Annotated in this window: 22 protein-coding genes; 8 read left to right on the top strand and 14 right to left on the bottom strand. The window is 70.5% G+C overall.

Annotated elements, in window-relative coordinates; genetic code table 11:
* Positions 1 to 343 precede the first annotated feature (343 nt).
* A complete protein-coding gene (locus ACZ58V_RS31625) occupies positions 344 to 904 on the top strand; it encodes a hypothetical protein (RefSeq protein WP_471294247.1) in 561 nt (186 codons plus the stop codon).
* Between the two features lie 78 nt (positions 905 to 982).
* Here the strand turns inward: ACZ58V_RS31625 and ACZ58V_RS31620 are convergent, their stop codons facing one another.
* Positions 983 to 2,140: an acyl-CoA dehydrogenase gene (locus tag ACZ58V_RS31620; protein ID WP_471294245.1), complete on the bottom strand. Its 1,158-nt coding sequence runs from the start codon at positions 2,138 to 2,140 to the stop codon at positions 983 to 985.
* A 189-nt stretch (positions 2,141 to 2,329) separates the two neighbouring features.
* On the opposite strand from ACZ58V_RS31620, the gene ACZ58V_RS31615 reads away from it, so the two are divergent.
* Positions 2,330 to 3,673: a UDP-glucose dehydrogenase family protein gene (locus ACZ58V_RS31615; protein WP_471294242.1), complete on the top strand. Its 1,344-nt coding sequence runs from the start codon at positions 2,330 to 2,332 to the stop codon at positions 3,671 to 3,673.
* Between the two features lie 649 nt (positions 3,674 to 4,322).
* Here ACZ58V_RS31615 and ACZ58V_RS31610 read toward each other — a convergent pair.
* A complete protein-coding gene (locus tag ACZ58V_RS31610; RefSeq protein ID WP_468197594.1) occupies positions 4,323 to 4,829 on the bottom strand; it encodes a CGNR zinc finger domain-containing protein in 507 nt (168 codons plus the stop codon).
* A 116-nt stretch (positions 4,830 to 4,945) separates the two neighbouring features.
* On the opposite strand from ACZ58V_RS31610, the gene ACZ58V_RS31605 reads away from it, so the two are divergent.
* Both ACZ58V_RS31605 and ACZ58V_RS31600 read left to right on the top strand, forming a co-directional pair.
* On the top strand, positions 4,946 to 5,317 hold the full coding sequence (locus ACZ58V_RS31605) for a VOC family protein (RefSeq protein ID WP_468197597.1): 372 nt from the start codon (positions 4,946 to 4,948) through the stop codon (positions 5,315 to 5,317).
* A gap of 14 nt (positions 5,318 to 5,331) precedes the next feature.
* Positions 5,332 to 5,724, top strand: a complete 393-nt coding sequence (locus ACZ58V_RS31600; RefSeq protein WP_468197599.1) for a VOC family protein — start codon at positions 5,332 to 5,334, stop codon at positions 5,722 to 5,724.
* A gap of 56 nt (positions 5,725 to 5,780) precedes the next feature.
* On the opposite strand, the gene ACZ58V_RS31595 is transcribed toward ACZ58V_RS31600, so the two are convergent.
* Positions 5,781 to 6,914, bottom strand: coding sequence for a dipeptidase (locus tag ACZ58V_RS31595; RefSeq protein ID WP_468197602.1), 1,134 nt, complete (start codon positions 6,912 to 6,914; stop codon positions 5,781 to 5,783).
* 133 nt (positions 6,915 to 7,047) lie between these two features.
* On the bottom strand, positions 7,048 to 7,407 hold the full coding sequence (locus ACZ58V_RS31590; RefSeq protein ID WP_391114313.1) for a MerR family transcriptional regulator: 360 nt from the start codon (positions 7,405 to 7,407) through the stop codon (positions 7,048 to 7,050).
* A 52-nt stretch (positions 7,408 to 7,459) separates the two neighbouring features.
* Here ACZ58V_RS31590 and ACZ58V_RS31585 point away from each other — a divergent pair, with 52 nt between their 5' ends.
* On the top strand, positions 7,460 to 8,593 hold the full coding sequence (locus ACZ58V_RS31585; protein WP_471294237.1) for an alkene reductase: 1,134 nt from the start codon (positions 7,460 to 7,462) through the stop codon (positions 8,591 to 8,593).
* Here ACZ58V_RS31585 and ACZ58V_RS31580 read toward each other — a convergent pair.
* The 3 genes from ACZ58V_RS31580 to ACZ58V_RS31570 are packed head-to-tail and all read right to left on the bottom strand — an operon-like array spanning position 8,542 to position 11,389.
* A complete protein-coding gene (locus ACZ58V_RS31580; protein WP_468197606.1) occupies positions 8,542 to 9,720 on the bottom strand; it encodes a dipeptidase in 1,179 nt (392 codons plus the stop codon). The genes ACZ58V_RS31585 and ACZ58V_RS31580 overlap by 52 nt on opposite strands.
* Before the next feature lie 5 nt (positions 9,721 to 9,725).
* Positions 9,726 to 10,253 carry a 5-(carboxyamino)imidazole ribonucleotide mutase gene (gene purE, locus ACZ58V_RS31575; RefSeq protein WP_471294233.1) on the bottom strand — a complete coding sequence of 176 codons (528 nt, stop codon included), beginning with the start codon at positions 10,251 to 10,253 and terminating at the stop codon, positions 9,726 to 9,728.
* Positions 10,250 to 11,389, bottom strand: a complete 1,140-nt coding sequence (locus ACZ58V_RS31570) for a 5-(carboxyamino)imidazole ribonucleotide synthase (protein WP_468197610.1) — start codon at positions 11,387 to 11,389, stop codon at positions 10,250 to 10,252. Before ACZ58V_RS31570 ends, purE begins: the two co-directional genes overlap by 4 nt.
* Before the next feature lie 163 nt (positions 11,390 to 11,552).
* Here ACZ58V_RS31570 and ACZ58V_RS31565 point away from each other — a divergent pair, with 163 nt between their 5' ends.
* Positions 11,553 to 12,044 carry a GtrA family protein gene (locus ACZ58V_RS31565; protein ID WP_471294230.1) on the top strand — a complete coding sequence of 164 codons (492 nt, stop codon included), beginning with the start codon at positions 11,553 to 11,555 and terminating at the stop codon, positions 12,042 to 12,044.
* A gap of 218 nt (positions 12,045 to 12,262) precedes the next feature.
* Here the strand turns inward: ACZ58V_RS31565 and ACZ58V_RS31560 are convergent, their stop codons facing one another.
* On the bottom strand, positions 12,263 to 13,540 hold the full coding sequence (locus ACZ58V_RS31560) for an ATP-binding protein (protein ID WP_468197615.1): 1,278 nt from the start codon (positions 13,538 to 13,540) through the stop codon (positions 12,263 to 12,265).
* A 32-nt stretch (positions 13,541 to 13,572) separates the two neighbouring features.
* Positions 13,573 to 14,250: a response regulator transcription factor gene (locus ACZ58V_RS31555; protein ID WP_189726740.1), complete on the bottom strand. Its 678-nt coding sequence runs from the start codon at positions 14,248 to 14,250 to the stop codon at positions 13,573 to 13,575.
* 483 nt (positions 14,251 to 14,733) lie between these two features.
* Here ACZ58V_RS31555 and ACZ58V_RS31550 point away from each other — a divergent pair, with 483 nt between their 5' ends.
* A complete protein-coding gene (locus tag ACZ58V_RS31550; protein WP_468197617.1) occupies positions 14,734 to 16,230 on the top strand; it encodes an oligopeptide:H+ symporter in 1,497 nt (498 codons plus the stop codon).
* A gap of 85 nt (positions 16,231 to 16,315) precedes the next feature.
* Here ACZ58V_RS31550 and ACZ58V_RS31545 read toward each other — a convergent pair whose 3' ends face one another.
* The 4 genes from ACZ58V_RS31545 to ACZ58V_RS31530 form a co-directional block, all read right to left on the bottom strand.
* The gene (locus ACZ58V_RS31545; protein ID WP_471294313.1) at positions 16,316 to 17,323 is read right to left on the bottom strand and encodes a hypothetical protein; all 1,008 of its coding nucleotides are present in this window, start codon (positions 17,321 to 17,323) and stop codon (positions 16,316 to 16,318) included.
* A 44-nt stretch (positions 17,324 to 17,367) separates the two neighbouring features.
* On the bottom strand, positions 17,368 to 18,072 hold the full coding sequence (locus ACZ58V_RS31540; protein WP_471294226.1) for an LPXTG cell wall anchor domain-containing protein: 705 nt from the start codon (positions 18,070 to 18,072) through the stop codon (positions 17,368 to 17,370).
* Between the two features lie 201 nt (positions 18,073 to 18,273).
* Positions 18,274 to 18,828 carry an ATP-binding protein gene (locus ACZ58V_RS31535; protein WP_471294223.1) on the bottom strand — a complete coding sequence of 185 codons (555 nt, stop codon included), beginning with the start codon at positions 18,826 to 18,828 and terminating at the stop codon, positions 18,274 to 18,276.
* A 243-nt stretch (positions 18,829 to 19,071) separates the two neighbouring features.
* Positions 19,072 to 19,449 (bottom strand): STAS domain-containing protein, encoded by a 378-nt coding sequence (locus ACZ58V_RS31530; RefSeq protein WP_184598227.1) that lies wholly within the window; start codon positions 19,447 to 19,449, stop codon positions 19,072 to 19,074.
* A 242-nt stretch (positions 19,450 to 19,691) separates the two neighbouring features.
* Between ACZ58V_RS31530 and ACZ58V_RS31525 the strand changes: the two genes are divergently transcribed.
* Positions 19,692 to 20,618, top strand: a complete 927-nt coding sequence (locus ACZ58V_RS31525; protein WP_193480042.1) for an RNA polymerase sigma factor SigF — start codon at positions 19,692 to 19,694, stop codon at positions 20,616 to 20,618.
* A gap of 107 nt (positions 20,619 to 20,725) precedes the next feature.
* Here ACZ58V_RS31525 and ACZ58V_RS31520 read toward each other — a convergent pair whose 3' ends face one another.
* The gene (locus ACZ58V_RS31520) at positions 20,726 to 21,430 is read right to left on the bottom strand and encodes a hypothetical protein (protein ID WP_468197628.1); all 705 of its coding nucleotides are present in this window, start codon (positions 21,428 to 21,430) and stop codon (positions 20,726 to 20,728) included.
* Positions 21,431 to 21,434 lie beyond the last annotated feature (4 nt).

Here is a 21,434-nt window from a genome sequence, read left to right as displayed (position 1 = left end):
GGCGACAGCGGAAGAAAGTGGTTTAGCCAGTAGTCAGGTCGGTGCTGAGCTGCTTGTTCAGGCAGGCCGCCGCACGCACACGCATAGCGGAACCGGCCAGGCCACTTTCTGCACCTCGTGCCGTTCATCGTTCCGCTTCACCGGAATTCCACAGGCCAAGCAGGTCAAGTAAAGGAGCACTGTTCCTCCGGATACTCAGGTAAGGCAGGACTGATTGTTGCCATGTCCTGATCAACCTCTGTTACGGATGGTCGCATTGTGTCTACAGTGCTCAAGCGCTCGGCGGGCTGATCCTTACCCACCTGGCCAGCGAATTCCTCGAAGAAGGGAACACCGGATTTCCATGCACACGCTGATACGCACCGTCGCCCCGGCCGCAGCTCTTCTCTCCACTTTCTTGGTTGCTCCCCAGGCCATTGCCGAAGACCACACCTCCACAGAAACCAGCACTGTCGTCTCCGGGACCAGCGTCGAGTTCTCCGAAGCCGGCGCACTGAACAAGCAGACACGCGCCATCGCAGCCGAGGATCCAGCAGCGGTCCGCGCCACTGCCACACTGTGCGGAAGCGGATATGAGCTGGAATACGCGGAGCGTCTTCCCGACGCACGGCGTTTTGGGACGCTGTTCACCTACACGAAGTACGCGTCCGGTAAGTACGGGGCCTGCGCGGTTTTCGAGAACAACCTCGGCACCGCGAAGAAGATGAAGCTGAAGCTGTGTCCGAACAAGGCGGACGTGTCGTGCAAGGTGGATGAGGGCACCTTCTCGCAGTACGCGGGCCCGGTGAAGTACGAGGCCACCGGCAGCGGCTCCTGGGTGGACTGCTCCGAGGTGACGGCCATCATGTGGTCGGACGGTGTTCCGATCATCGACCGGAAAACGACCGTCGCGGCGTGTGACTGATCCAGAGGTCTGGGGAACGACCGGCCGATGACGCAGCCCCGGCCCGGAACGGCCGGCCGGGGCTGCGTCATCGACTCGTTACGGCAGGTTGCGGGCGATGACGATGCGCTGGACCTGATTCGTGCCCTCGTAGATCTGCGTGATCTTCGCGTCGCGCATCATGCGCTCCACCGGGTAGTCGCGCGTGTAGCCGTAGCCGCCGAGGAGCTGGACGGCGTCCGTCGTGACCTCCATGGCGACGTCCGAGGCGAAGCACTTGGCGGCGGCGCCCTGGTAGGTGAGGTCGGCGTCGCCGCGCTCGGAGGCGGCGGCGGCCTGGTAGGTCAGGGCGCGGGCGGCCGAGATCTTCATGGCCATGTCGGCGAGCATGAACTGGATGCCCTGGAAGTCGGCGATCGGCTTGCCGAACTGCTTGCGCTCCTGGACGTAGCCCTTGGCGTAGTCCAGCGCCCCCTGCGCGATGCCGAGGGCCTGGGCGGCGATGGTGATGCGGGTGTGGTCGAGGGTCTTCATCGCCGTGGCGAAGCCGGTGCCCTCCTCGCCGATCATGCGGTCGGCGGGGATGCGGACGTTGTCGAGGTAGACCTCGCGGGTCGGGGAGCCCTTGATGCCGAGCTTCTTCTCGGGGGCGCCGAAGGAGACGCCCTCGTCCGACTTCTCGACGACGAAGGCCGAGATGCCCTTGGAGCGCTTGGCCGGGTCCGTGACGGCCATCACCGTGTAGTACTCGGACTCGCCCGCGTTGGTGATCCAGCGCTTCACGCCGTTGAGGACGTAGTGGTCGCCGTCGCGGACGGCCTTCGTCTTCATGCCGGCGGCGTCGGAGCCGGCGTCCGGCTCGGACAGGCAGTACGAGAACATGCCGTCGCCCTTGGCGAGCGGGGTCATGTACCGCTTCTTCAGGTCCTCGGAGCCGGAGAGGATCACCGGGAGCGAGCCCAGCTTGTTCACCGCGGGGATGAGGGAGGAGGAGGCGCAGACGCGGGCGACCTCCTCGATCACTATGACGGTCGCCAGCGCGTCCGCACCCGACCCGCCGTACTCCTCGGGTACGTGCACGGCGTGCAGGTCGTTGCCGGTCAGCGCCTCGAGCGCCTCCTGCGGGAAGCGGGCTTCCTCGTCCACCGCGGCGGCGTACGGCGCGATCTTCGCCTCGGCCAGGGAGCGGACGGCGTCACGGAGCATGTCGTGCTCCTCGGACGGGCGGTACAGGTCGAAGTCAGCCGATCCGGCCAAGGTCTCTCACGCTCCAAAACGCTGCGATGCTGACGCTAACTACCGTTAAGTAATCAAAAGTTTATGGGGTCGCCCCCGGGAGTGATACGTGAGCTAGACGACAGCGGAGAAGTTGCCCGGTGAAGCGCCTCCCCATGCCCCGGCTATGCTCGGGCGCGCACCGCATGCCGTAGACCCCTGGAGCACCCCATGGCCCTGAAGATCACCGTGATCGGCACCGGTTATCTCGGCGCGACACACGCGGCGGCCATGGCCGAGCTGGGCTTCGAGGTGCTCGCCCTTGACGTGGTGCCCGAGAAGATCGAGAAGCTGGAGCGCGCCGAGGCCCCGATGTACGAGCCGGGCCTGGAGGAGCTGCTGCGCAAGCACGTCGCCGGTATCGAGGGCTCCAGCGGGCGGCTGCGCTTCACCCAGGACTGGGCCGAGGTCGGTGCCTTCGGGGATGTGCACTTCGTCTGTGTGAACACTCCGCAGCGGCACGGCGAGTACGCCTGTGACATGTCGTACGTCGATTCCGCGATCGCTTCCCTCGCCCCGCATCTGCACGGACCGGCCCTGGTCGTGGGCAAGTCGACGGTGCCCGTCGGTTCCGCCGATCGCCTCGCGGCCTACCTGGCCGCGCACGCGCCCGCCGGCGAGGACGCCGAGCTGGCCTGGAACCCGGAGTTCCTGCGCGAGGGCTTCGCGGTCGACGACACGCTGCACCCCGACCGGCTCGTGGTGGGCGTGCGCAGCGAGCGTGCCGAGAAGCTGCTGCGGGAGGTGTACGCCACGCCGATCGCCGAGGGCTCGCCGTTCGTGGTGACCGACTTCCCGACGTCGGAGCTGGTGAAGACCTCCGCGAACTCCTTCCTCGCCACGAAGATCTCGTTCATCAACGCCATGGCGGAGGTGTGCGAGGCCGCCGGCGGTGATGTCGCCAAGCTGGCGGAGGCCATCGGCTACGACGACCGGATCGGCAAGAAGTTCCTGCGGGCCGGGATCGGCTTCGGCGGCGGCTGTCTGCCGAAGGACATCCGGGCGTTCATGGCGCGGGCCGGTGAGCTGGGCGCGGACCAGGCGCTGACCTTCCTGCGGGAGATCGACTCCATCAACATGCGCCAGCGCGGGCAGATGGTGGAGCTGGCGCGGCAGGCGCTGGGCGGCGGGCCGTTCCTCGGCAAGCGGGTGGCGGTGCTGGGCGCGACCTTCAAGCCCGACTCCGACGACGTACGGGACTCGCCCGCGCTCAATGTCGCCGGGCAGATCCATCTCCAGGGCGGTCAGGTCACGGTGTACGACCCGAAGGGCATGGAGAACGCCCGCCGGGTCTTCCCGACCCTCGGCTACGCGGACTCGGCGCTGGAGGCCGTCCGGGGCGCCGACATAGTGCTGCATCTGACGGAGTGGCGGGAGTTCCGGGAGCTGGACGCCGAGGCCCTCGGTGAGGTCGCGGCGACCCGCCTCGTCCTGGACGGCCGCAACGCCCTCGACCCGGACCGCTGGCGCAAGGCCGGCTGGACGTACCGCGCGATGGGGCGCCCCAAGGCCTGAAGGTGCCTGAAGACGCCCGAAGGTGCCTGAAGGTGCCTGAGAAAAGGTGACGCCGGTTCGGCCGAGGCTCAGTCGGCCGAACCGGCGTCACCGTGCATTCTGCACCACGGGGCGGTGCCGCGGGGCGGGCTGGGCCTCTTGGCCCGGGCAACGGCACGTCCTCGCGAGGGCTCGCGCCCAGGGGCGACGATGCCCAAGCACGCGCCCCAAGCGCCCCCGGCCCGATACCTCGCACGAGCAGGCGTCCCCTCCCATCAGCCAGAGGCAGCGGCATCCCCGCACCCCACACCCGTGACGACGGCCGAGCACACGCCGAGCCCTCTCGGCCCGGCAACAGCAACGAGCCCGCGGCCAGGTTCCCCGGCCCGTAGCGGCCCGTAGCGGCCCACCCCGGGGCCCGGCACACCTGCCTCCACACAGCCGGCGGCACGCCCGCCCCTAGGGCCTGTCGTTTGGGTCAGGTCGCAGGGAATCGGCGGCACCTTGTCAGCGCCGGTGAGCGGGGCCTGGTGCGTGCAGTTGCAAGGCGGAGGAGGGAGTCGATGCGGAGCATCGGCGAGTGACGACAACGCGGCAGATGCGCGTGCCAGGCCCCGCGTCTGCGGCGTGATCCAAACGACAGGCCCTAGCCCCCCGGGACAAGAACCCCCTAAGCCCCCTTGGCGCGATAACGCCGCATCTTCGCGCGAGCCCCGCACACCTGCATCGAGCACCAGCGGCCGCGGCCGGCCGGGCTGCGGTCGTAGTAGGCCCAGTGGCAGTCGGGGGCCTCGCAGGCCTTGAGGCGGGTCCAGGTGCCGGCGACCAGGGACTCGGCGACGGCTGCGGCCACGCGTGCGTGCAGGGAGCGGTCGTCGGCGGGGGTCAGGGCGGCCGAGCCGTCCGTCGCGTCGACCGTGACGATCAGCGGGGCCCGGGCCAGGAGTTCGCCGAGCGGGGGCGTCTCGCGGTGCGGCGGGTGGCCGGCGTGGGCGAGGAGGGTCGCGCGCAGGGACTCGCGCAGGGCGCGGGCCCGGTCCGTCTCGTCCGGTGTGATCCCGAAGCGCGCCCGGCCCTCGGGCGAGTCAAGCGCGTCGGCGCCCGACTCGATGTCCAGCGTGTTCACCAGGGCCTCGACCAGGGCCAGGCCGCCGGGCGCGGGCGATCTCTCCGTCATGGCTGGACCGTACCTCTCGCCTTTTCCCTTGCGAGGTTACCTCCAATGAGGGAGCATGCAGTAACGGTTACTGGTTACCCGATTCTGAAGGTAACAGCGACTTCGAGGAGGAAGTCATGGCTCTCGCCAAGCTGGGTGTCGTCGTCCTGGACTGTCCCGACCCGCACGCACTCGCCGCCTTCTACGCCGAGGTACTCGGCGGCACGCCGGAGGTCGCGACCGACGGGGAGGACGAGTGGGTCGACCTGAAGGTGCCGGGCGGCACACCGCTGGCCTTCCAGGCCGCCCCCGGTTTCGTACCCCCGACGTGGCCCTCACCCGACCACTCGCAGCAGTTCCACCTCGACCTGGACGTGGAGGACCTGGACACGGCCGAGAAGGGCGTGCTGGCGCTCGGCGCCAAGCCGCTGGACACCGAGGACCGCTCCCGGACGTTCCGGGTTTACGCAGACCCCGCCGGGCACCCGTTCTGCCTCTGCGCCTGCTGACACCGGGAGACCTCATGTCCGCCGTGGCACATTTCCGTTCCGTGGTCGTCGACTGCCCCGACCCACGCGAGCTGGCCCGCTTCTACGCGCAGGTCGGCGGCGGCACGCTCGAGGACGACGACCCTGACTGGGTGGTGCTGCGCCTCCCCGGCGGGCCCCGGCTCGCCTTCCAGCGCTCGCCCGGCTACACCCCGCCGGAGTGGCCCCGCTCCGACCGCAACGCCCAGCAGTTCCACCTGGACTTCGTCGGTGGTGCGACCTGGGAGGAGATGGACGCGGCCGAGGAGCGGGTGCTGGCGCTGGGAGCGCGGGTGCTGGACAAGGAGGACGACAAGAAGAAGGACTTCCGGGTCTACGCGGACCCGGCGGGCCACCCGTTCTGCCTCTGCCGGATCGCGCACGACTGATCGGGCGGAGGGGAGCGGAGGAGACAGGACGGCGGGAGAGCGCGGGCGGGGGACGGCTACCCGTCCAGCTCCGAGATCGTCGCCTTCGACGGCGCGCGACGCTGCTGGGCGGCGCGTGCGGTGAAGTCGGCCCCGCGCAGGACGCGCTGGACGTTGCCCCAGGTCAGGAGGGCCACGTCGCCCTCCTCCCAGCCGCGCCGCAGCAGCTCCGCGATCAGTCGCGGATAACAGGAGATGTCGCCGAGTTCCTGCGGATGGGCGGAGCCGGAGTCGTAGGTGCCGGACAGTCCGACGCACCGCGCTCCGGCCACGGCACGGATGTGGTCGAGGTGGTCGGCGACGTCACGGACGGTCGGGCCGGTCTGCTCGGCCGTCAGCGGCACCAGGCACAGCCCCTTGGCCGCGCCCAGCTCCGCCAGCAGCTCGTCGGGGAGGTTGACCGGGTGGGGGCGGATCTCGCGGGCCGCGGAGCGGCTGAACAGCACGGGCGCCCGGGAGAGGCTCAGCACACGGCGGACGGTCTGCTCCGGGGCGCCGGAGAGATCCGCGATGACACCGAGCCGGTTCATCTCGCGCACGACCTCCTCGCCGAACCGGGTCAGCCCCGCGTCGCTCGCCCAGGACACACCGGTCAGCGTCAGGGCGCGCAGGCCGAGGAGGTGCAGCTGGCGCAGGGTGCCCAGCGAGTCGCCCACGGCCGAGGCCCCGGCGGGACCGAGGAGCACGGCGACGCGGCCGCAGTTGCGGGCGTCGGCGACCTGCCCTGCCGTACAGGCGGGCCGCAGGCCATCGTCGCAGGTGCGGACGATGCTCTTCGCCAGGTCGAGCTGTTCCAGGGTGGCGCCGACGGCCCGGTCGCCGTCGAGGCCCTCGGGCAGGTGCAGCGACCAGAACAGCGCGCCCACATGGCCGCGGCGGAGCCGGGGCACATCCGTGTCGACGGTGCTCTCGCCGTCCTCGAGGTCGTAGTAGGACAGGCGTTTGAGCGCCCAGGGCAGTCCGTTGTACCCGTCGGCGACGGGGTGGGCGGCGAGGATGGCGTGGGCCCGGGTCAGGGGCGCGTCGTCCGGATCGGAGACGGGCTCGTAGGGCTCCGCCGCGACGACGCCCTCGTCGGGGTACTGCTCGGTCAGGTCGTCGAACTCTCCGGCTGCGGCGGCCGGGCGCAGGTCGTGCTGGAGATCTGCCATGGCGGCTCCGTACGGTGCTCGTGACGTACGGTCACCGTCGCACGGGGCGAGGGGCTGTTCCTGGTGAGCGGGGCGTTCGGAGTACGGCCCCGGCCCCGGACGGGCGGGCTCCCAGGGCGCTCTCAGGGCACGCTCAGGGCAGGCGGGCCGCGTCGATCACCTCGTCCAGGGTGTCCCGGGAGCGGACCAGGTCGGCGATCATCCGGTCGATGCGGGCGCGCTCGGCGGTGAGGTTCGCGACCAGGCTGGGGGTGGCGCGGGCCGAGGGGCCGCCGTCCGCGTCCCGCATGCACGGCAGCAGCTGGACGATCTTCTCGCTGCACAGTCCCGCCGCGAACAGCTCCTGGATCCGGATGACCCGGTCCACGGCTGCCTCCGGGTACTCCCGGTGCCCGCCGGGCGTCCGCTCGGCGGAGAGCATGCCCTGCTTCTCGTAGTAGCGCAGCGACCGCTCGCTGACGTTGGTACGCCGGGCCAGTTCACCGATCCGCACGTCCACTCCCGCCCTTGAATCTGACATGGGTGTCAGGTTCTAGCGTAAGGGCATGACGCAGCACACGACAGCACTCCTCGAACCGGCTCGTCTCCCCGGTCTCGACCTGCCCAACCGTCTGGTGATGGCGCCCCTGACCCGCAACCGGGCCGAGGCCGACGGCACCCCGACCCCGCTCATGGCCACGTACTACGCGCAGCGCGCCTCGGCCGGGCTGATCATCGCCGAGGCCTCGACACCGAACCCGGTCGGGCAGACGTACCCGAACATCACCGCCGTCCACAGCCCGGCGCACGTGGCCGGCTGGCGGCAGGTCACGGACGCCGTACGGGACGCGGGCGGGCGGATGTTCCTGCAGCTCCAGCACGGCGGGCGGGTCGGCCACCCGGCGACCAGCGGACTGACGCCCGTCGCGCCCTCGCCCGTCGCGCTCCCCGAGACGATCTTCACCCCGGAGGGCCACCGGCCGGCCGTCGTGCCGAGGGAGATGACGGCCGAGGACATCCGCACCACCGTCGCCGACTTCGCGAAGGCCGCCCGCAACGCGGTCGCGGCGGGTTTCGAGGGGGTGGAGGTGCACTCGGCCAACGGCCATCTCCTGCACCAGTTCCTCGCCGCGAACACCAACCTGCGCACCGACGGCTACGGCGGACCGGTCGCGGCCCGGATCCGCTTCACGGCCGAGGTGACCGAGGCCGTGGCCGCCGAGATCGGCGCCGAGCGCGTGGGACTCAGGGTCTCCCCCGGCAACACCGTCAACGGCATCGCGGAGGGCGAGACCGAGGAGCTCTACCCCGCGCTGGTCGAGCGACTCGGCGGGCTGGGGCTCGCCTATCTGCACCTTGGGTATGCCGACCCGGACACCACGGTGTTCCGGAAGGTGCGCGCCGCATGGCCCGGCGTGATCATCGCCAACCCGGTGCTGAAGGAGATCACCACCGAGGGCGTGCACCGGGCGTCCGAGGCGCTGCTGGCGGCCGGAGCGGACCTGATCGCCCTCGGCCGGCCCTTCCTCGCCAATCCCGACCTGGTGACCCGGCTGCGGCTCGGGGCGCCCCTGAACGAGCCGCGCGACCGGTACTTCATGTACGTGGGCGGGGCGGCCGGTTACACCGACTACCCCGCCCTGGACACTCAGCCGTCGAGCGAGTCGATCGTGGCGTTGGACGCCGGCCGCGTCGCCTGAAGGCCACGGGCCACGTCCTCGGCCGCGCCCAGCACCCGTACCGCGTTCTTCCAGGTCAGCTTGGCCAGGTCGGCCTTCGACCAGCCGCGCTCCAGCAGCTCGGCGAGGAGGTTCGGATAGCCGGAGACGTCGTCGAGGCCGTCCGGGGTGAAGGCCGTGCCGTCGTAGTCGCCGCCGATGCCGAGGTGGTCGATGCCGGCGACCTCGCGCATGTGGTCCAGGTGGTCGGCGACCGTCGCCACCGTCGCGACCGGGCGCGGCCGCCGCTCCTCGAAGGCGCGGTGGACCTTCATGGCCTCCGCGGTGGTGTCGAGGTGGTGGAAGCCGTGGGCGCGCATGTTCTCGTCGGCCGCGGCCGTCCAGTCCACGGCCGCCTGGAGCACGAACTTCGGCACGAACGTCACCATCGCGACGCCACCGTTGGCGGGCAGCCGCTCCAGGACGTCGTCCGGGATGTTGCGCGGGTGATCGCACACGGCCCGCGCTGAGGAGTGGGAGAAGATCACCGGCGCGGTGCTCGTGTCGAGCGCGTCCCGCATGGTCGTCGCCGCCACGTGGGAGAGGTCGACGAGCATGCCGACGCGGTTCATCTCCCGGACGACCTCCCGGCCGAACGCGGTGAGGCCGCCGGCCTTCGGTTCGTCGGTCGCGGAGTCCGCCCAGTCCACGTTGTCGTTGTGGGTGAGGGTCAGATACCGCACACCGAGCCCGTACAGACCGCGCAGGGTGCCCAGGGAGTTGGCGATGGAGTGACCGCCCTCCGCGCCCATGAGGGAGGCGATACGGCCCTCCCCGCGCGCGGCCTCCATGTCGGCGGCCGTCAGCGCGGGCCGGAGGTCACCCGGGTGGCGGGCCAGCAACTGCCGTACGCAGTCGATCTGTTCGAGGGTGGCCGCGACCGGGTCCGGCGAGTCCGTACGGACGTACACCGACCAGTACTGCGCACCGACGCCGCCCGCGCGCAGCCGCGGGATGTCGGTGTGCAGGTGGGCGCTCTGGTCGGCGGCGACATCGCGGGCGTCGAGGTCGTAGCGGACCTGCTCGCGCAGCGCCCAGGGCAGGTCGTTGTGGCCGTCGGCGACCGGGAACTCGCGCAGGAGTTCCCGGGCCGACTCCAGGGAGGTCATCGCCGTCACTTCCCCGCGCCGAAGCCGAAGCCGCCCGAGCCCTCGACCTTGGAGCGCAGGCGCTTGCCCTTCTCGGTGGCCTGGTCGTTCAGCTCCTGCTGGAACTCGCGCATCCGGCCGCGCAGCTCCTCGTCGTGCGTGGCGAGGATGCGGGCGGCCAGCAGACCGGCGTTGCGGGCGCCGGCGACGGAGACCGTCGCGACGGGCACACCGGCCGGCATCTGCACGATCGACAGCAGGCTGTCCATGCCGTCGAGGTACTTCAGCGGCACGGGCACGCCGATGACCGGCAGCGGGGTGACCGAGGCGAGCATGCCGGGCAGATGGGCGGCGCCGCCGGCCCCGGCGATGATCACCTTGAGCCCGCGGCCGTCGGCCTGCTCGCCGTACGCGACCATCTCGCGCGGCATGCGGTGGGCCGACACGACGTCCACCTCGTAGGGGATCTCGAACTCGTCGAGGGCCTTCGCGGCGGCCTCCATGACGGGCCAGTCGGAGTCCGACCCCATGACGATGCCAACAACAGGGCTCATTCGGTGATGGTGCCTCTCAGGTAGCCGGCTGCGTGACGGGCGCGCTCCAGCACCTCGTCCAGGTCGTCGCCGTAGGTGTTGACGTGTCCGACCTTGCGGCCGGGCTTCACGTCCTTGCCGTACATGTGGATCTTGAGCTGAGGGTCGCGGGCCATGCAGTGCAGGTACGCGGAGTACATGTCCGGGTAGTCGCCGCCGAGGACGTTGACCATGACCGTCCACGGGGCGCGCGGGCGCGGGTCGCCGAGGGGCAGGTCCAGGACCGCCCGGACGTGGTTGGCGAACTGGCTGGTGACCGCGCCGTCCATCGACCAGTGGCCCGAGTTGTGCGGGCGCATCGCCAGCTCGTTGACGAGGATGCGGCCGTCACGGGTCTGGAACAGCTCGACCGCGAGGTGCCCGACGACACCGAGCTCCTTGGCGATGTTCAGGGCCATCTGCGAGGCCCGGACCGCGAGGTCCTCGTCGAGGTCGGGGGCCGGGGCGATGACCGTGTCACAGACGCCGTTCACCTGGCGTGACTCGACGACCGGGTAGGCGACGGCCTGGCCGTGCGGTGACCGTACGACGTTGGCGGCCAGCTCGCGGAGGAAGTCGACCTTCTCCTCGGCGAGCACGGGGACACCGGCCTTGAACGGGTCGGCGGCCTCCTCCACGGAGTCGACGACCCACACGCCCTTGCCGTCGTAGCCGCCGCGCACGGTCTTGAGGACGACGGGGAATCCCTCGCCCTCGGCGGCGAAGGCCGCCACGTCCCGCGGATCGGAAACGATCCTGTGCCTGGGGCAGGGCACGCCGATCGCGTCGAGCTTCGCGCGCATCACGCCCTTGTCCTGGGCGTGCACGAGCGCGTCGGGGCCGGGGCGCACGGGGATGCCGTCCGCCTCCAGGGCTCTGAGGTGCTCGGTGGGAACGTGTTCGTGATCGAAGGTGATCACATCGCACCCGCGGGCGAAGGCACGCAGCGTGTCCAGGTCGCGATAGTCGCCGATGACGACATCGCTCACGACCTGCGCAGCTGAGTCCTGCGGGGTGTCACTGAGAAGCTTGAACCTGATGCCCAGCGGGATGCCCGCCTCGTGTGTCATACGAGCGAGCTGGCCACCGCCGACCATGCCGACTACCGGAAACGTCACTCCCTCAGGGTATCGGCCGCGCCAAGGTGGCCGGTTTCCTGTCCCTGCCCTCCCCCGCCCGGACCATCTCCGGCCGTCCACCGGTATCCGCAGGAAGATCGCGCGGGAGGGTGGTTAGCATGGCTGCGTTGACATCAGCTGAGGGACGGGGGCCTGCACGACCATGGGACATGGTGCCTCGCGGCTCCGACGGCTCGTTCACGAAGTCGCCAAATTCGGCGCGGTGGGCGGAGCCGGGGTGCTGGTCAACCTCCTCGTGTTCAACCTGGTGCGGCATGTCACCGACCTCCAGGTGGTGCGCGCGAGCGTCATCGCGACCGTCGTCGCGATCATCTTCAACTACGTCGGCTTCCGCTACTTCACGTACCGCGACCGCGACAAGTCCGGCCGCACCCGGGAAATGACCCTGTTCCTGCTGTTCAGCGCGGTGGGCCTGGTCATCGAGAACGGCGTGCTGTACGCGGCGACGTACGGCTTCGGCTGGAACACCCCGCTCCAGAACAACATCTTCAAGTTCGTCGGCATCGGCATCGCCACGCTCTTCCGCTTCTGGTCGTACCGCACCTGGGTCTTCGTCGCCCTCCCGGCCCGGCCACCGGCGTCGGACACCGGCCCGACGGCGGAGCAGGAGCGGAACAAGCAGCGGGTGCCGTAGCCGCACGAGCCTCCGAAGAGCCGGACACGGCCTAGGGCCTGTCGTTTGGATCAGGTCGCAGGGAATCGGCGGCACCTTGTCAGCGCTGGTGAGCGGGGCCTGGTGCGTGCAGTTGCAAGGCGGAGGAGGGAGTCGATGCGGAGCATCGGCGAGTGACGACAACGCGGCAGATGCGCGTGCCAGGCCCCGCGTCTGCGGCGTGATCCAAACGACAGGCCCTAGCGGACCATCGGCTCGTCCTCGTCCGTCATCGACGTCTGGGCGGCCGTGCGGGACAGGAACAGGCCGAAGACCGGGGGCTTGGTCTGGAGCATTTCCAGGCGGCCGCCGTCCGCTTCCGCCAGGTCGCGGGCGACGGCCAGGCCGATCCCCGTGGAGTTCCGGCCGCTGATCGCCCGCTCGAAGATGCGGGCGCCCAGGTCGGCGGGGACGCCGGGGCCCTCGTCCGTGACCTCGATGACGGCCTGGTTGCCGGTGACGCGGGTGCGCAGGGCCACCGTGCCGCCACCGTGCATCAGGGAGTTCTCGATCAGCGCGGCCAGCACCTGCGCGACCGCGCCGGGCGTGCCGACCGCCTCCAGATGCCGCTTGCCGGAGCTGACGATCGCCCGGCCCGCGCTGCGGTACGCCGGCCGCCACTCGGCGAGCTGCTGCTGGATGACCTCGTCGAGGTCGAAGGTGACGGCGGAGCCGGTGCGCGGATCGCGGGAGTTGGTCAGCAGCCGCTCCACGACGTCCGTCAGCCGCTCGACCTGCGTGAGCGCGATAGTCGCCTCGTCCTTCACCGTGGCCAGGTCGTCGGTGAGGGTGATCTCCTCCAGCCGCATGGACAGCGCCGTGAGGGGTGTCCGCAGCTGGTGGGAGGCGTCCGCGGCCAGTCGGCGTTCGGCGGTGAGCATGCGCGCGATGCGCTCGGCGGAACCGTCCAGCACGTCCGCCACCCGGTCCAGCTCGGGCACGCCGTACCGCTTGTGCCGGGGGCGGGGATCGCCCGAGCCGAGCCGCTCGGCGGTCTCCGCGAGGTCGGTCAGCGGCGACGCCAGCCGGTTCGCCTGGCGGACCGCCAGCAGCACCGCGGCCACCACCGCCAGCAGCGCGACCAGCGCGATGATCAGCAGCGTCCGGCCGACCTCGCGGGTCACCGAGGAGCGCGGCTCCTGGACGGTGACCGTCTCGCCCTCCTCGCCGGGGGCGGTCGCGCTGATGACGTCACCGGACGGCTTGCTGCCGACCTCGATGGGCGCCTCCCCGGGGAGGCGGATCACCGCGTAGTAGCGGTCCTGGGTGACCTGGTCGCGCAGCACCTCGGCGTCGACCTGCTGGGCCCCGAAGAGCCGGCTGTCGACGATGCTGGCGAGGCGGACCGCCTCGGACTCCACCCGTTCCTGGGCACTGTTGCTGATCGTCCTGGTCTCGACGATGACGAGCGAGACACCGAAGACGGCGATCACGACCAGCACCACGGCGAGCGTGGACTGGATCAGTCGGCGGCGCATGTCCTGTTACCCGTGCCTGCCTGCCCCGTGGCTCAGCTCTTCTCGAAACGGAAGCCCACACCGCGCACGGTGGCGATGTAGCGGGGGTTGGCCGCGTCGTCGCCGAGCTTCTTGCGCAGCCAGGAGATGTGCATGTCGAGGGTCTTGGTCGACGACCACCAGGTCGTGTCCCAGACCTCGCGCATCAGCTGGTCGCGGGTGACGACCCGGCCCGCGTCGCGCACCAGCACCCGCAGCAGGTCGAACTCCTTGGCGGTGAGCTGGAGCTCCTCCTCGCCCATCCAGGCGCGGTGCGACTCGACGTCGATGCGCACGCCGTGCGTGGCGGGCGGCTGCTGCGGCTCGGCGGCACCGCGCCGCAGCAGGGCCCGGACGCGGGCGAGCAGCTCGGCGAGCCGGAAGGGCTTGGTGACGTAGTCGTCGGCGCCCGCGTCGAGCCCGACGACGGTGTCCACCTCGTCGGCGCGCGCGGTCAGGATGAGGATCGGGATGGTGTGGCCCTCGCCACGCAGGCGGCGGGCCACCTCCAGACCGTCCATGCCGGGCAGACCCAGGTCGAGCACGACCAGGTCGACGCCGCCCTGCAGTCCTGCGTCGAGAGCGGTGGGGCCGTCCTCACGCACCTCGACCTCGTAGCCCTCCCGGCGCAGAGCACGGGCCAGCGGCTCCGAGATGGACGCGTCGTCCTCGGCGAGCAGTACACGGGTCATGGAGTGATGGTAGACCTGCGAGGCCGTGAGCTGGGGTGTGACCGGAAGCGTTGATTCTTACCGTTGGCATACCCGCTTCTTACGTTCCGGGGGAACGCTGACGGACCTCTGCCTTTGGGGTGCGATCCTGGTAAGGACCTTGGAAGTAGGGCTCACGGTTCCCCTGACACCTGTGATCCTCCTCTCAAGTCCTTCCATATGCGGCTGTGTCCTGCCGTATGGTGAATCAACGCCTGTAGCCCTAGGCGACCTTCTGAGGCTTCTCTGCCTCGAAGGTCTCTTTTGTGTCGGGCCTCGTCGTGCGGCGACGCGCGTAGAGGCGTGGACCCCACGTGGACCCCGGTGGCGACCGCCCACCGCTCCGTGACCCGGAGCGGACCCCCGTAGGCGTCGGGGGCGACGGCCGTACGCACCGGTGCCGACAGCCCCCACCGGGCGCACCACCGCTGTCGCGGGGCGCGTCCCGACCAGCAAGGAACGACCATGGCGTCCAGCCTGACGAAGGACTCGGCCCGTCCGGGCACCCCCGACTCCGAGAAGACCTTCTTCGGCCACCCCCGCGGACTGGCCACTCTCTTCATGACCGAGATGTGGGAGAGGTTCTCCTACTACGGGATGAGGGCCCTGCTCCCGCTGTATCTGGTGGCTCCGGGTGGCCTGCACCTGCCCGCGGGGACGGCGACGGCGATCTACTCCGTGTACGTGTCGCTGGTGTACCTGCTCGCGATGCCCGGCGGCTGGTTCGGCGACCGCGTCTGGGGGCCGCGCAAGACGGTCGCCATCGCCGGCGGAATCATCATGCTCGGCCACCTCACGCTGGCCCTGCCCTCCTCCGGCACCTTCTACGCGGGCCTCGGCCTGGTCGCGATCGGTTCGGGTCTGCTGAAGGCCAACATCTCGACGATGGTCGGCCACCTCTACGACGGACCGGACGACCCGCGCCGCGACGGTGGCTTCACCGTCTTCTACATGGGCATCAACCTCGGTGCCTTCGCGGCGCCGCTGATCATCGGCACCATCGGTGAGAGCGTCAACTGGCACCTGGGCTTCGCGCTCGCCGCGCTCGGCATGGCGCTGGGTCTCGTCCAGTTCCTGATCGGCTCGCGCAACCTGGCCGAGCGCTCCAGCGTCGTCCCGACGCCCATGTCCGGCGAGGAGAAGGCCTCGACGCTGCGCAAGGCGGCGATCTGGGCCGCGATCGCGGTCGTCCTCTACGCGATCGTCGGCTTCTCCGGCCACTACACGCTGAACTGGATCCTGGTCCCGCTGACCCTGCTGGGCGTGATCATCCCGACGATGGTCCTGGTCCGCATCAAGCGCGACAAGGACCTGGACCGTGCCGAGCAGTCGAAGATGTCCGCGTACATCTGGTTCTTCGTGGCCGCGGCCGTGTTCTGGATGATCTACGACCAGGGCGGCTCGACGCTGTCGATCTTCGCGGACTCCTCCGCCGAGAACAGCGTCTTCGGCTGGGGGTTCCCGGTCTCCTGGTACCAGTCGGTCAACCCGGTCCTGATCATGGCGCTGGCCCCGGTCTTCGCCTGGTTCTGGCTGGCGCTGAACCGGCGCGGCAAGGAGCCGAGCACGATCGTGAAGTTCGGCTCGGGTCTGGTCCTGGTCGGCGCGTCCTTCTTCCTCTTCCTGGCCCCGCTGTCGATCGCCGAGGGCGGTCACAAGGCGGCGGCGCTGTGGCTGGTGGCGATCTACTTCACGCAGACCGTCGGTGAGCTGCTGCTCTCCCCGGTCGGTCTGTCGGTGACGACGAAGATGGCTCCCGCGAAGTACGCCTCGCAGATGATGGGCGTCTGGTTCCTGGCCGTCACCGCCGGTGACGCCACGACCGGTCTGCTCTCCATCGCCGGGGTCGACCTGAACAAGACGGGCATCGTGGCTCTGGAAGCCACGCTCGCCGTCCTCGCCGGTGGCGCGGTGTGGATGTACCGCAAGAAGGTCAAGGAACTCATGGGCGACGTCCGCTGAGCCGCCCGGCCGGGCCGTGACGCAAGGGCCGCCGCACCCTCGGGGTACGGCGGCCCTTGCGCATGCGCGAGCACGTTCGCGCCCGTCAGGCCTGCGTCGTCGGATCCTTCCCGTACGACGCGGAGGACCGTTCCTCGTCTTCCGGGCCGGCGTCGGGGGTGACCCAGGGCAGGGCCGGGGCCGCGGAGGGTGTGCCCGTCCCGGCGCGCTTCCTCGGGGGGTGCGGCAGCGCGGGCAGCCCCGTACGACAGGCCGGGCGGGCCGCGTGGCCGGGGTGGCGAGGCCGTACGTGGTCCACCACGGCCAGGCCGGCGCGGAACACGGCCGCCGGTACGACCAGGAGGACCAGAACCCAGAACAGCGTCACGCCCCAGGGACGGCCGACGCCCCAGGGGTGTTCGGCGAGAACCTTGCCGCCGTACTTCAGGGACACCGTGTAGTCGCCGTGCGCCCCGGCCGCGAGCTCCACGGGCAGCTCGACGCGGGCCTCGCCGCCGGGCCGGATCGTGCCGCGCCATCGCTGGTCCTGCCACTGCGGGGCGAACACGCCGTGCGCGGTGCCGACCTGGAAGACGGGGTTCTTCACGGGGGACGTGCCGACGTTGCCGACGGTGGCCTGAAGGGTCCGGGCGGGCGGGGAGCCGAACCAGGTCAGCAGCCCGCCGGCGCCGCGCAGCCGGGTGTCCGCGAGCAGGGAGAGCCGCCCGCCGGACCGTTCCGCGGGCAGCGGCTCGACCGTGTGCCCGGCGACCTGGAGGGCCGCGTCGGCCTCGGCACCGGCTCCGGTCACCGTCTCCACGTGCACCACGCAGGGGCACGGCACCGGTGGTTCGACGATGGGCAGTGCGCGGCGGAAGCGTCCCTCGGCGTCGGTGGTGACGGCCCGGCCGTCGGCGTTGGCGCAGGAGTTGGTACCGCCGGTCACACCCCGGTCCGGCTCGGCCTGCCCGCAGACCAGCAACGTCAGCAGAGCACGCGCCCGCCAGCCACTGCCGCTGACAGTGACCGAACCACCGGCCCCGGCCTGCCCCTCGGACAACTCGACCCGGGGCCGATCCACCGCCCCGACGGGCCCGGCCCCCGCCAGAACCATCAGAAGCACCAGCAGAACAGCTCCCGCAAACGTCCGGCGCATGCTCAGTGGCGGACGCGTGCGCTCTGGTGACGTCGGGTCAGCCACAGGGCGCCCGCCGCGCCGGCGAGCAGGACTGTCCCGCCCAGGGTGCCGAGGGCGATGGCCGAGTCCTCGGGCCCGGTCCGCGGAAGCCCGGCGCCGGTGTCCGAGCCGGGCCCGGGGTCGCCGCCCTGGGCGGAGCCGGTGCCGGTGCCGCTCGCGGCCTTGACGTCGAGGGTCAGGGACGGGCCCGGGTCGTTCGTCGGGGTGCATGTGGTCGTCGTACCGAGGGCCTTGATGGTGAGGACGCCGGCCGTGAAGGTGACCTTGCCGCTCTTCTTCGGCAGGTACGTCCCGCTCAGGTCGTTGATCTTGATCGGGGTGTTGGCCGGAAGGGCGGCGTCGTTGGCGGGGCCGGTCACCGTCAGGGTGCCGTTGTCGGCGCCGCCCAGGGCGATCGTGGCGCTCGGGGTCATCGCTCCCTTGCCCAGTTCGACCGGGCTGGAGGAGACGCCCTTCTGCCAGGACATGGTGATCTTGTAGCCGTCGCCGTCCTCGACGCCCTTGATGTCGATGGGCGAGACGGCACTCTTGTCGCCGATCGGCGTCTTGCACTGGTAGTTGACGTCGACGACCTCGGCCCGGGCCACGGGGGCGGCCATCAACACCGCCGAGCCGGCCAGGGCCGCGGCGGACGCGAGCGCGGCGGTTCGATTCCGGTACGACACGGTGCCACTCCCCTTCCTGTTTCCTGACGGCGCATCAGATCGGGCCGCCAAGGTACGCCCGGGGCCTTGAGGAAGGAAGACACAGAGCGCGCCGGATCTGTGGCGATCCGGCGCGCGGTGAAAGTGACGTATGGGGATGTACGGCGGAGAATCCGTGGGCGCGGGGCCCGGTCGGGCAGCGCCCGGCCAGACAGTGGCCCGTCAGGCGGGTGCGCCCAGTTCCGCCCACACCGTCTTGCCGGCCACTCCCGGCGTGCGCACGACACCCCAGTCCAGGCAGAGCCGCTGGACGATGAACATGCCGTGGCCGCCCGGACGCCCCGCCCGGTGCGGATTACGGGGAGCCGGCTGCCCGGTGCCCTTGTCGGCGACCTCGAGGCGGATCACCTTGTTGTCGCAGGTGATCCACAACTGGTCCGGCCCCTCGGCGTGCAGGCAGGCGTTGGTGACCAGCTCGGAGACGACGAGCAGCACATCCTCGGCGGCGGCCCGCTGGTCGGCGGAGGCGGCCGGCAGCCAGCCCCACGCGTACAGCGCCTGGCGGGTGAAGTCGCGGGCGAGCGGAACGACACCGCTCTCCCCGTCGAAGCTCAGCCGGCGCACCTGCCGACCCCCCGGCGGCGCCTCGGCCCCGGACGGCGCGCCCACGCCCTCGCCGGACGCTGTGGCCGCCGGTACGCCACCCTCGGACGCCCCGGAAGCGCCGCTGGGCTCCGGCCCGCGGTCGCCCGGCGGGTAAGGCCGGGTGGTGCTCATCAGCGCTTCACCTCACCGATTCACCAGTTCACGATTCAAAAGATTCTGTACACAGTCAGTTACGCAGTGCGCGGCATATCGGTTTCGCTGCACCCCCGCCACCCCGGTAGCCAACAGGTTCAGGATGTCTCCTGCCCTGGCGTCCCGGCGGAACACCCCCGGATTCGGCACGAAAGGCGTGACGGACATAGGACGTCGGTCACAGAGGGAAGGCCGAGGCTCGGCGCGCCGACGCACCGCCGCTCAGCTCGACTCGTCGGCCAGGGCCGCCTCGAGCGTGTCGTGGACGGTGAAGACCGCGTCCGCACCCGTGATCTCGAAGACGCGCGCCACCACCGGCTGCATCCCGGCGAGGGTCACACCGCCACCGGCGGCCTCCGACTTCAGCCGTGCGCCGAGGAGCACATTCAGCCCCGTGGAGTCGCAGAACTCCAGGCGCGCGCAGTCGATGACCAGGCGCTTGAATCCCTTGGCGAGGCAGTCCTCGAGTGGCTCACGCAACAAATCGGCGGTGTGGTGATCCAACTCACCCGCCGGGGTCACGACGGCACTAGAGCCCTCTTCCCGCACCTCCACCAGAAGCCGGCCAGACTGTGCGCTGCCGACCGTCCCGCGGTCCATGCCGTCTCTCTCTCCTGACGTCGAGGCTGCTTGCTGACGCCCTCGAACACTACGCCTTCCTGACACGCTTCGACACCCGAACAACTACACACAAACGGACATATGCCCACAGAACGCACTTGCGGTGGGCTCAGGAAAGCGGGTAGGCCTAGTAAGGACACGTACCCGACACCACGGCCGGCTTTGGAGGCGCCGCACACCGCAGTGCACGTAACGGCTCCGGCAGCCTTATGCCGAGAACGATGGAGGACATCATGTCACCCCGGCTCGACGCATCGCGTACCCAGAAAGCGACGTCGACACCCCCTCCGGAACATCTGGATCCCATCGAGCAGGACGAGACGCTCGTCACACAGGACGACCTTCTCGCCGGACTTCCGGACATCCCCCCGTACGAGCAGGTCGACGCGGTCGACGCACGAGCTCTGTCCAAGACCCTCTTCGAGCGCCTCGAAGCGCTGGAGGAAGGCACGCACGAGTACTCGTACGTCCGCAACACGCTGGTCGAACTGAATCTCGCGCTGGTCAAGTTCGCCGCTTCCCGGTTCCGCTCCCGCAGCGAGCCGATGGAGGACATCATCCAGGTCGGCACCATCGGCCTGATCAAGGCGATCGACCGGTTCGAACTCTCCCGGGGTGTCGAGTTCCCCACCTTCGCGATGCCGACCATCGTCGGCGAGATCAAGCGCTTCTTCCGCGACACCTCGTGGTCCGTGCGCGTGCCGCGGCGGCTCCAGGAGCTCCGGCTCGACCTGGCCAAGGCCGGTGACGAGCTGGCGCAGAAGCTGGACCGCGCCCCGACGGTGACGGAACTGGCCGAGCGCCTGGGACTGTCCAAGGACGAGGTCGTCGAGGGCATGGCCGCCTCGAACGCCTACACCGCCTCCTCGCTGGACGCCCAGCCGGAGGAGGACGACTCCGAGGGCGCGCTCGCGGACCGCATCGGCTACGAGGACCACGGACTCGAAGGCATCGAGTACGTCGAGTCGTTGAAGCCGCTGATCGCCGAACTCCCGCCGCGCGACCGGAAGATCCTGTCCCTGCGCTTCGTCGCGGGTCTCACCCAGTCGGAGATCGGCGAGGAACTGGGCATCTCGCAGATGCACGTGTCGCGACTGCTGTCGCGGACGCTGGTACGACTGCGCAAGGGGCTGACCGTCGAGGAGTGATCCTCGGGTGATCCCTGCCGGGTGACGTGTCCTTCGGGGGCGGACCGAACGGTCCGCCCCCGGGCGCGTGCCATGGCCCGCCCCCGCGGACACCTTCCGTACCGGACTCAGCCGGCCCGCTGCTCCCGCACCAGCCGCTTCGCGCGGTCGCGCCGCGACGGGGTCAGGACGTCCACCGTCACGCCGGCGCCCTCACCGGGCGTGGCCTCGGCCAGCCGCAGCCGGTCGGCCAGCTCCCGGACCGACGCGTCGTCCGGGCCGCGGTCGACGTAGAACAGCGCCTCGTCCACCGGGCTGTCGTCGCCACCCCAGCGCACCACGCCCGCGCAGTCGGCGAGGATGTCGCGCACCGTCAGCACCTGCAGCGGGAAGAGACTGCCGCTCGCGCCCGCGCCCGGGCGGATCCGCACCGCGGTGCCCGAGGCGAGGTTGGACTCGGGCGCACGCTTGTCGAGTCCTCCGATCGGCTGCCAGCCCGCCAGGTCGACGCGGCCGAGCTGCTCGACCTCGTAGTGGTAGCGCCGTATGACGTGGAGCAGGATCGCCTCCACGTCACCGATCCGCAGGTCGGTCTCCAGGCCGGTGCCCGGGACGGAGCGCGTCCAGACGGTGGAGACGTGGTTGGCCTCCTGCTCCAGGGGCCAGCCGTTGGCGGAGGTGGGAGCCTTCTTCGGCGCGCTCACCGGGCCGCTCTGCGGGGCCGCCGTCGCGGTGGACGGGGCGATCGAGCCGATCGCCGCCGCGGCCGTGATCACACCGGCGCTCTTCACCAGGGTTCGTCTCGATACGGCGTTGCGCGTGTCGTGCTGCACGTCT

Source organism: Streptomyces sp. NPDC040589, from assembly GCF_055594445.1.
The sequence above is the reverse complement of the archived record's forward strand: the minus strand, read 5'-3'. Positions and strand labels throughout refer to the sequence as shown.

Bases quoted from the DNA above. Each gene is read 5' to 3' on its own strand.
- ACZ58V_RS31525 (WP_193480042.1), top strand. From the start codon at position 19,692: ATGGAGGACATCATGTCACCCCGGCTCGACGCATCGCGTACCCAGAAA.
- ACZ58V_RS31580 (WP_468197606.1), bottom strand. From the start codon at position 9,720: ATGACCTCCCTGGAGTCGGCCCGGGAACTCCTGCGCGAGTTCCCGGTC.
- ACZ58V_RS31555 (WP_189726740.1), bottom strand. From the start codon at position 14,250: ATGACCCGTGTACTGCTCGCCGAGGACGACGCGTCCATCTCGGAGCCG.
- ACZ58V_RS31585 (WP_471294237.1), top strand. From the start codon at position 7,460: ATGACGCAGCACACGACAGCACTCCTCGAACCGGCTCGTCTCCCCGGT.
- ACZ58V_RS31565 (WP_471294230.1), top strand. From the start codon at position 11,553: ATGGGACATGGTGCCTCGCGGCTCCGACGGCTCGTTCACGAAGTCGCC.
- ACZ58V_RS31625 (WP_471294247.1), top strand. From the start codon at position 344: ATGCACACGCTGATACGCACCGTCGCCCCGGCCGCAGCTCTTCTCTCC.
- ACZ58V_RS31560 (WP_468197615.1), bottom strand. From the start codon at position 13,540: ATGCGCCGCCGACTGATCCAGTCCACGCTCGCCGTGGTGCTGGTCGTG.
- purE (WP_471294233.1), bottom strand. From the start codon at position 10,253: ATGAGCCCTGTTGTTGGCATCGTCATGGGGTCGGACTCCGACTGGCCC.
- ACZ58V_RS31595 (WP_468197602.1), bottom strand. From the start codon at position 6,914: ATGGCAGATCTCCAGCACGACCTGCGCCCGGCCGCCGCAGCCGGAGAG.
- ACZ58V_RS31610 (WP_468197594.1), bottom strand. From the start codon at position 4,829: ATGACGGAGAGATCGCCCGCGCCCGGCGGCCTGGCCCTGGTCGAGGCC.
- ACZ58V_RS31600 (WP_468197599.1), top strand. From the start codon at position 5,332: ATGTCCGCCGTGGCACATTTCCGTTCCGTGGTCGTCGACTGCCCCGAC.
- ACZ58V_RS31530 (WP_184598227.1), bottom strand. From the start codon at position 19,449: ATGGACCGCGGGACGGTCGGCAGCGCACAGTCTGGCCGGCTTCTGGTG.
- ACZ58V_RS31615 (WP_471294242.1), top strand. From the start codon at position 2,330: ATGGCCCTGAAGATCACCGTGATCGGCACCGGTTATCTCGGCGCGACA.
- ACZ58V_RS31545 (WP_471294313.1), bottom strand. From the start codon at position 17,323: ATGGTTCTGGCGGGGGCCGGGCCCGTCGGGGCGGTGGATCGGCCCCGG.
- ACZ58V_RS31605 (WP_468197597.1), top strand. From the start codon at position 4,946: ATGGCTCTCGCCAAGCTGGGTGTCGTCGTCCTGGACTGTCCCGACCCG.
- ACZ58V_RS31535 (WP_471294223.1), bottom strand. From the start codon at position 18,828: ATGAGCACCACCCGGCCTTACCCGCCGGGCGACCGCGGGCCGGAGCCC.
- ACZ58V_RS31550 (WP_468197617.1), top strand. From the start codon at position 14,734: ATGGCGTCCAGCCTGACGAAGGACTCGGCCCGTCCGGGCACCCCCGAC.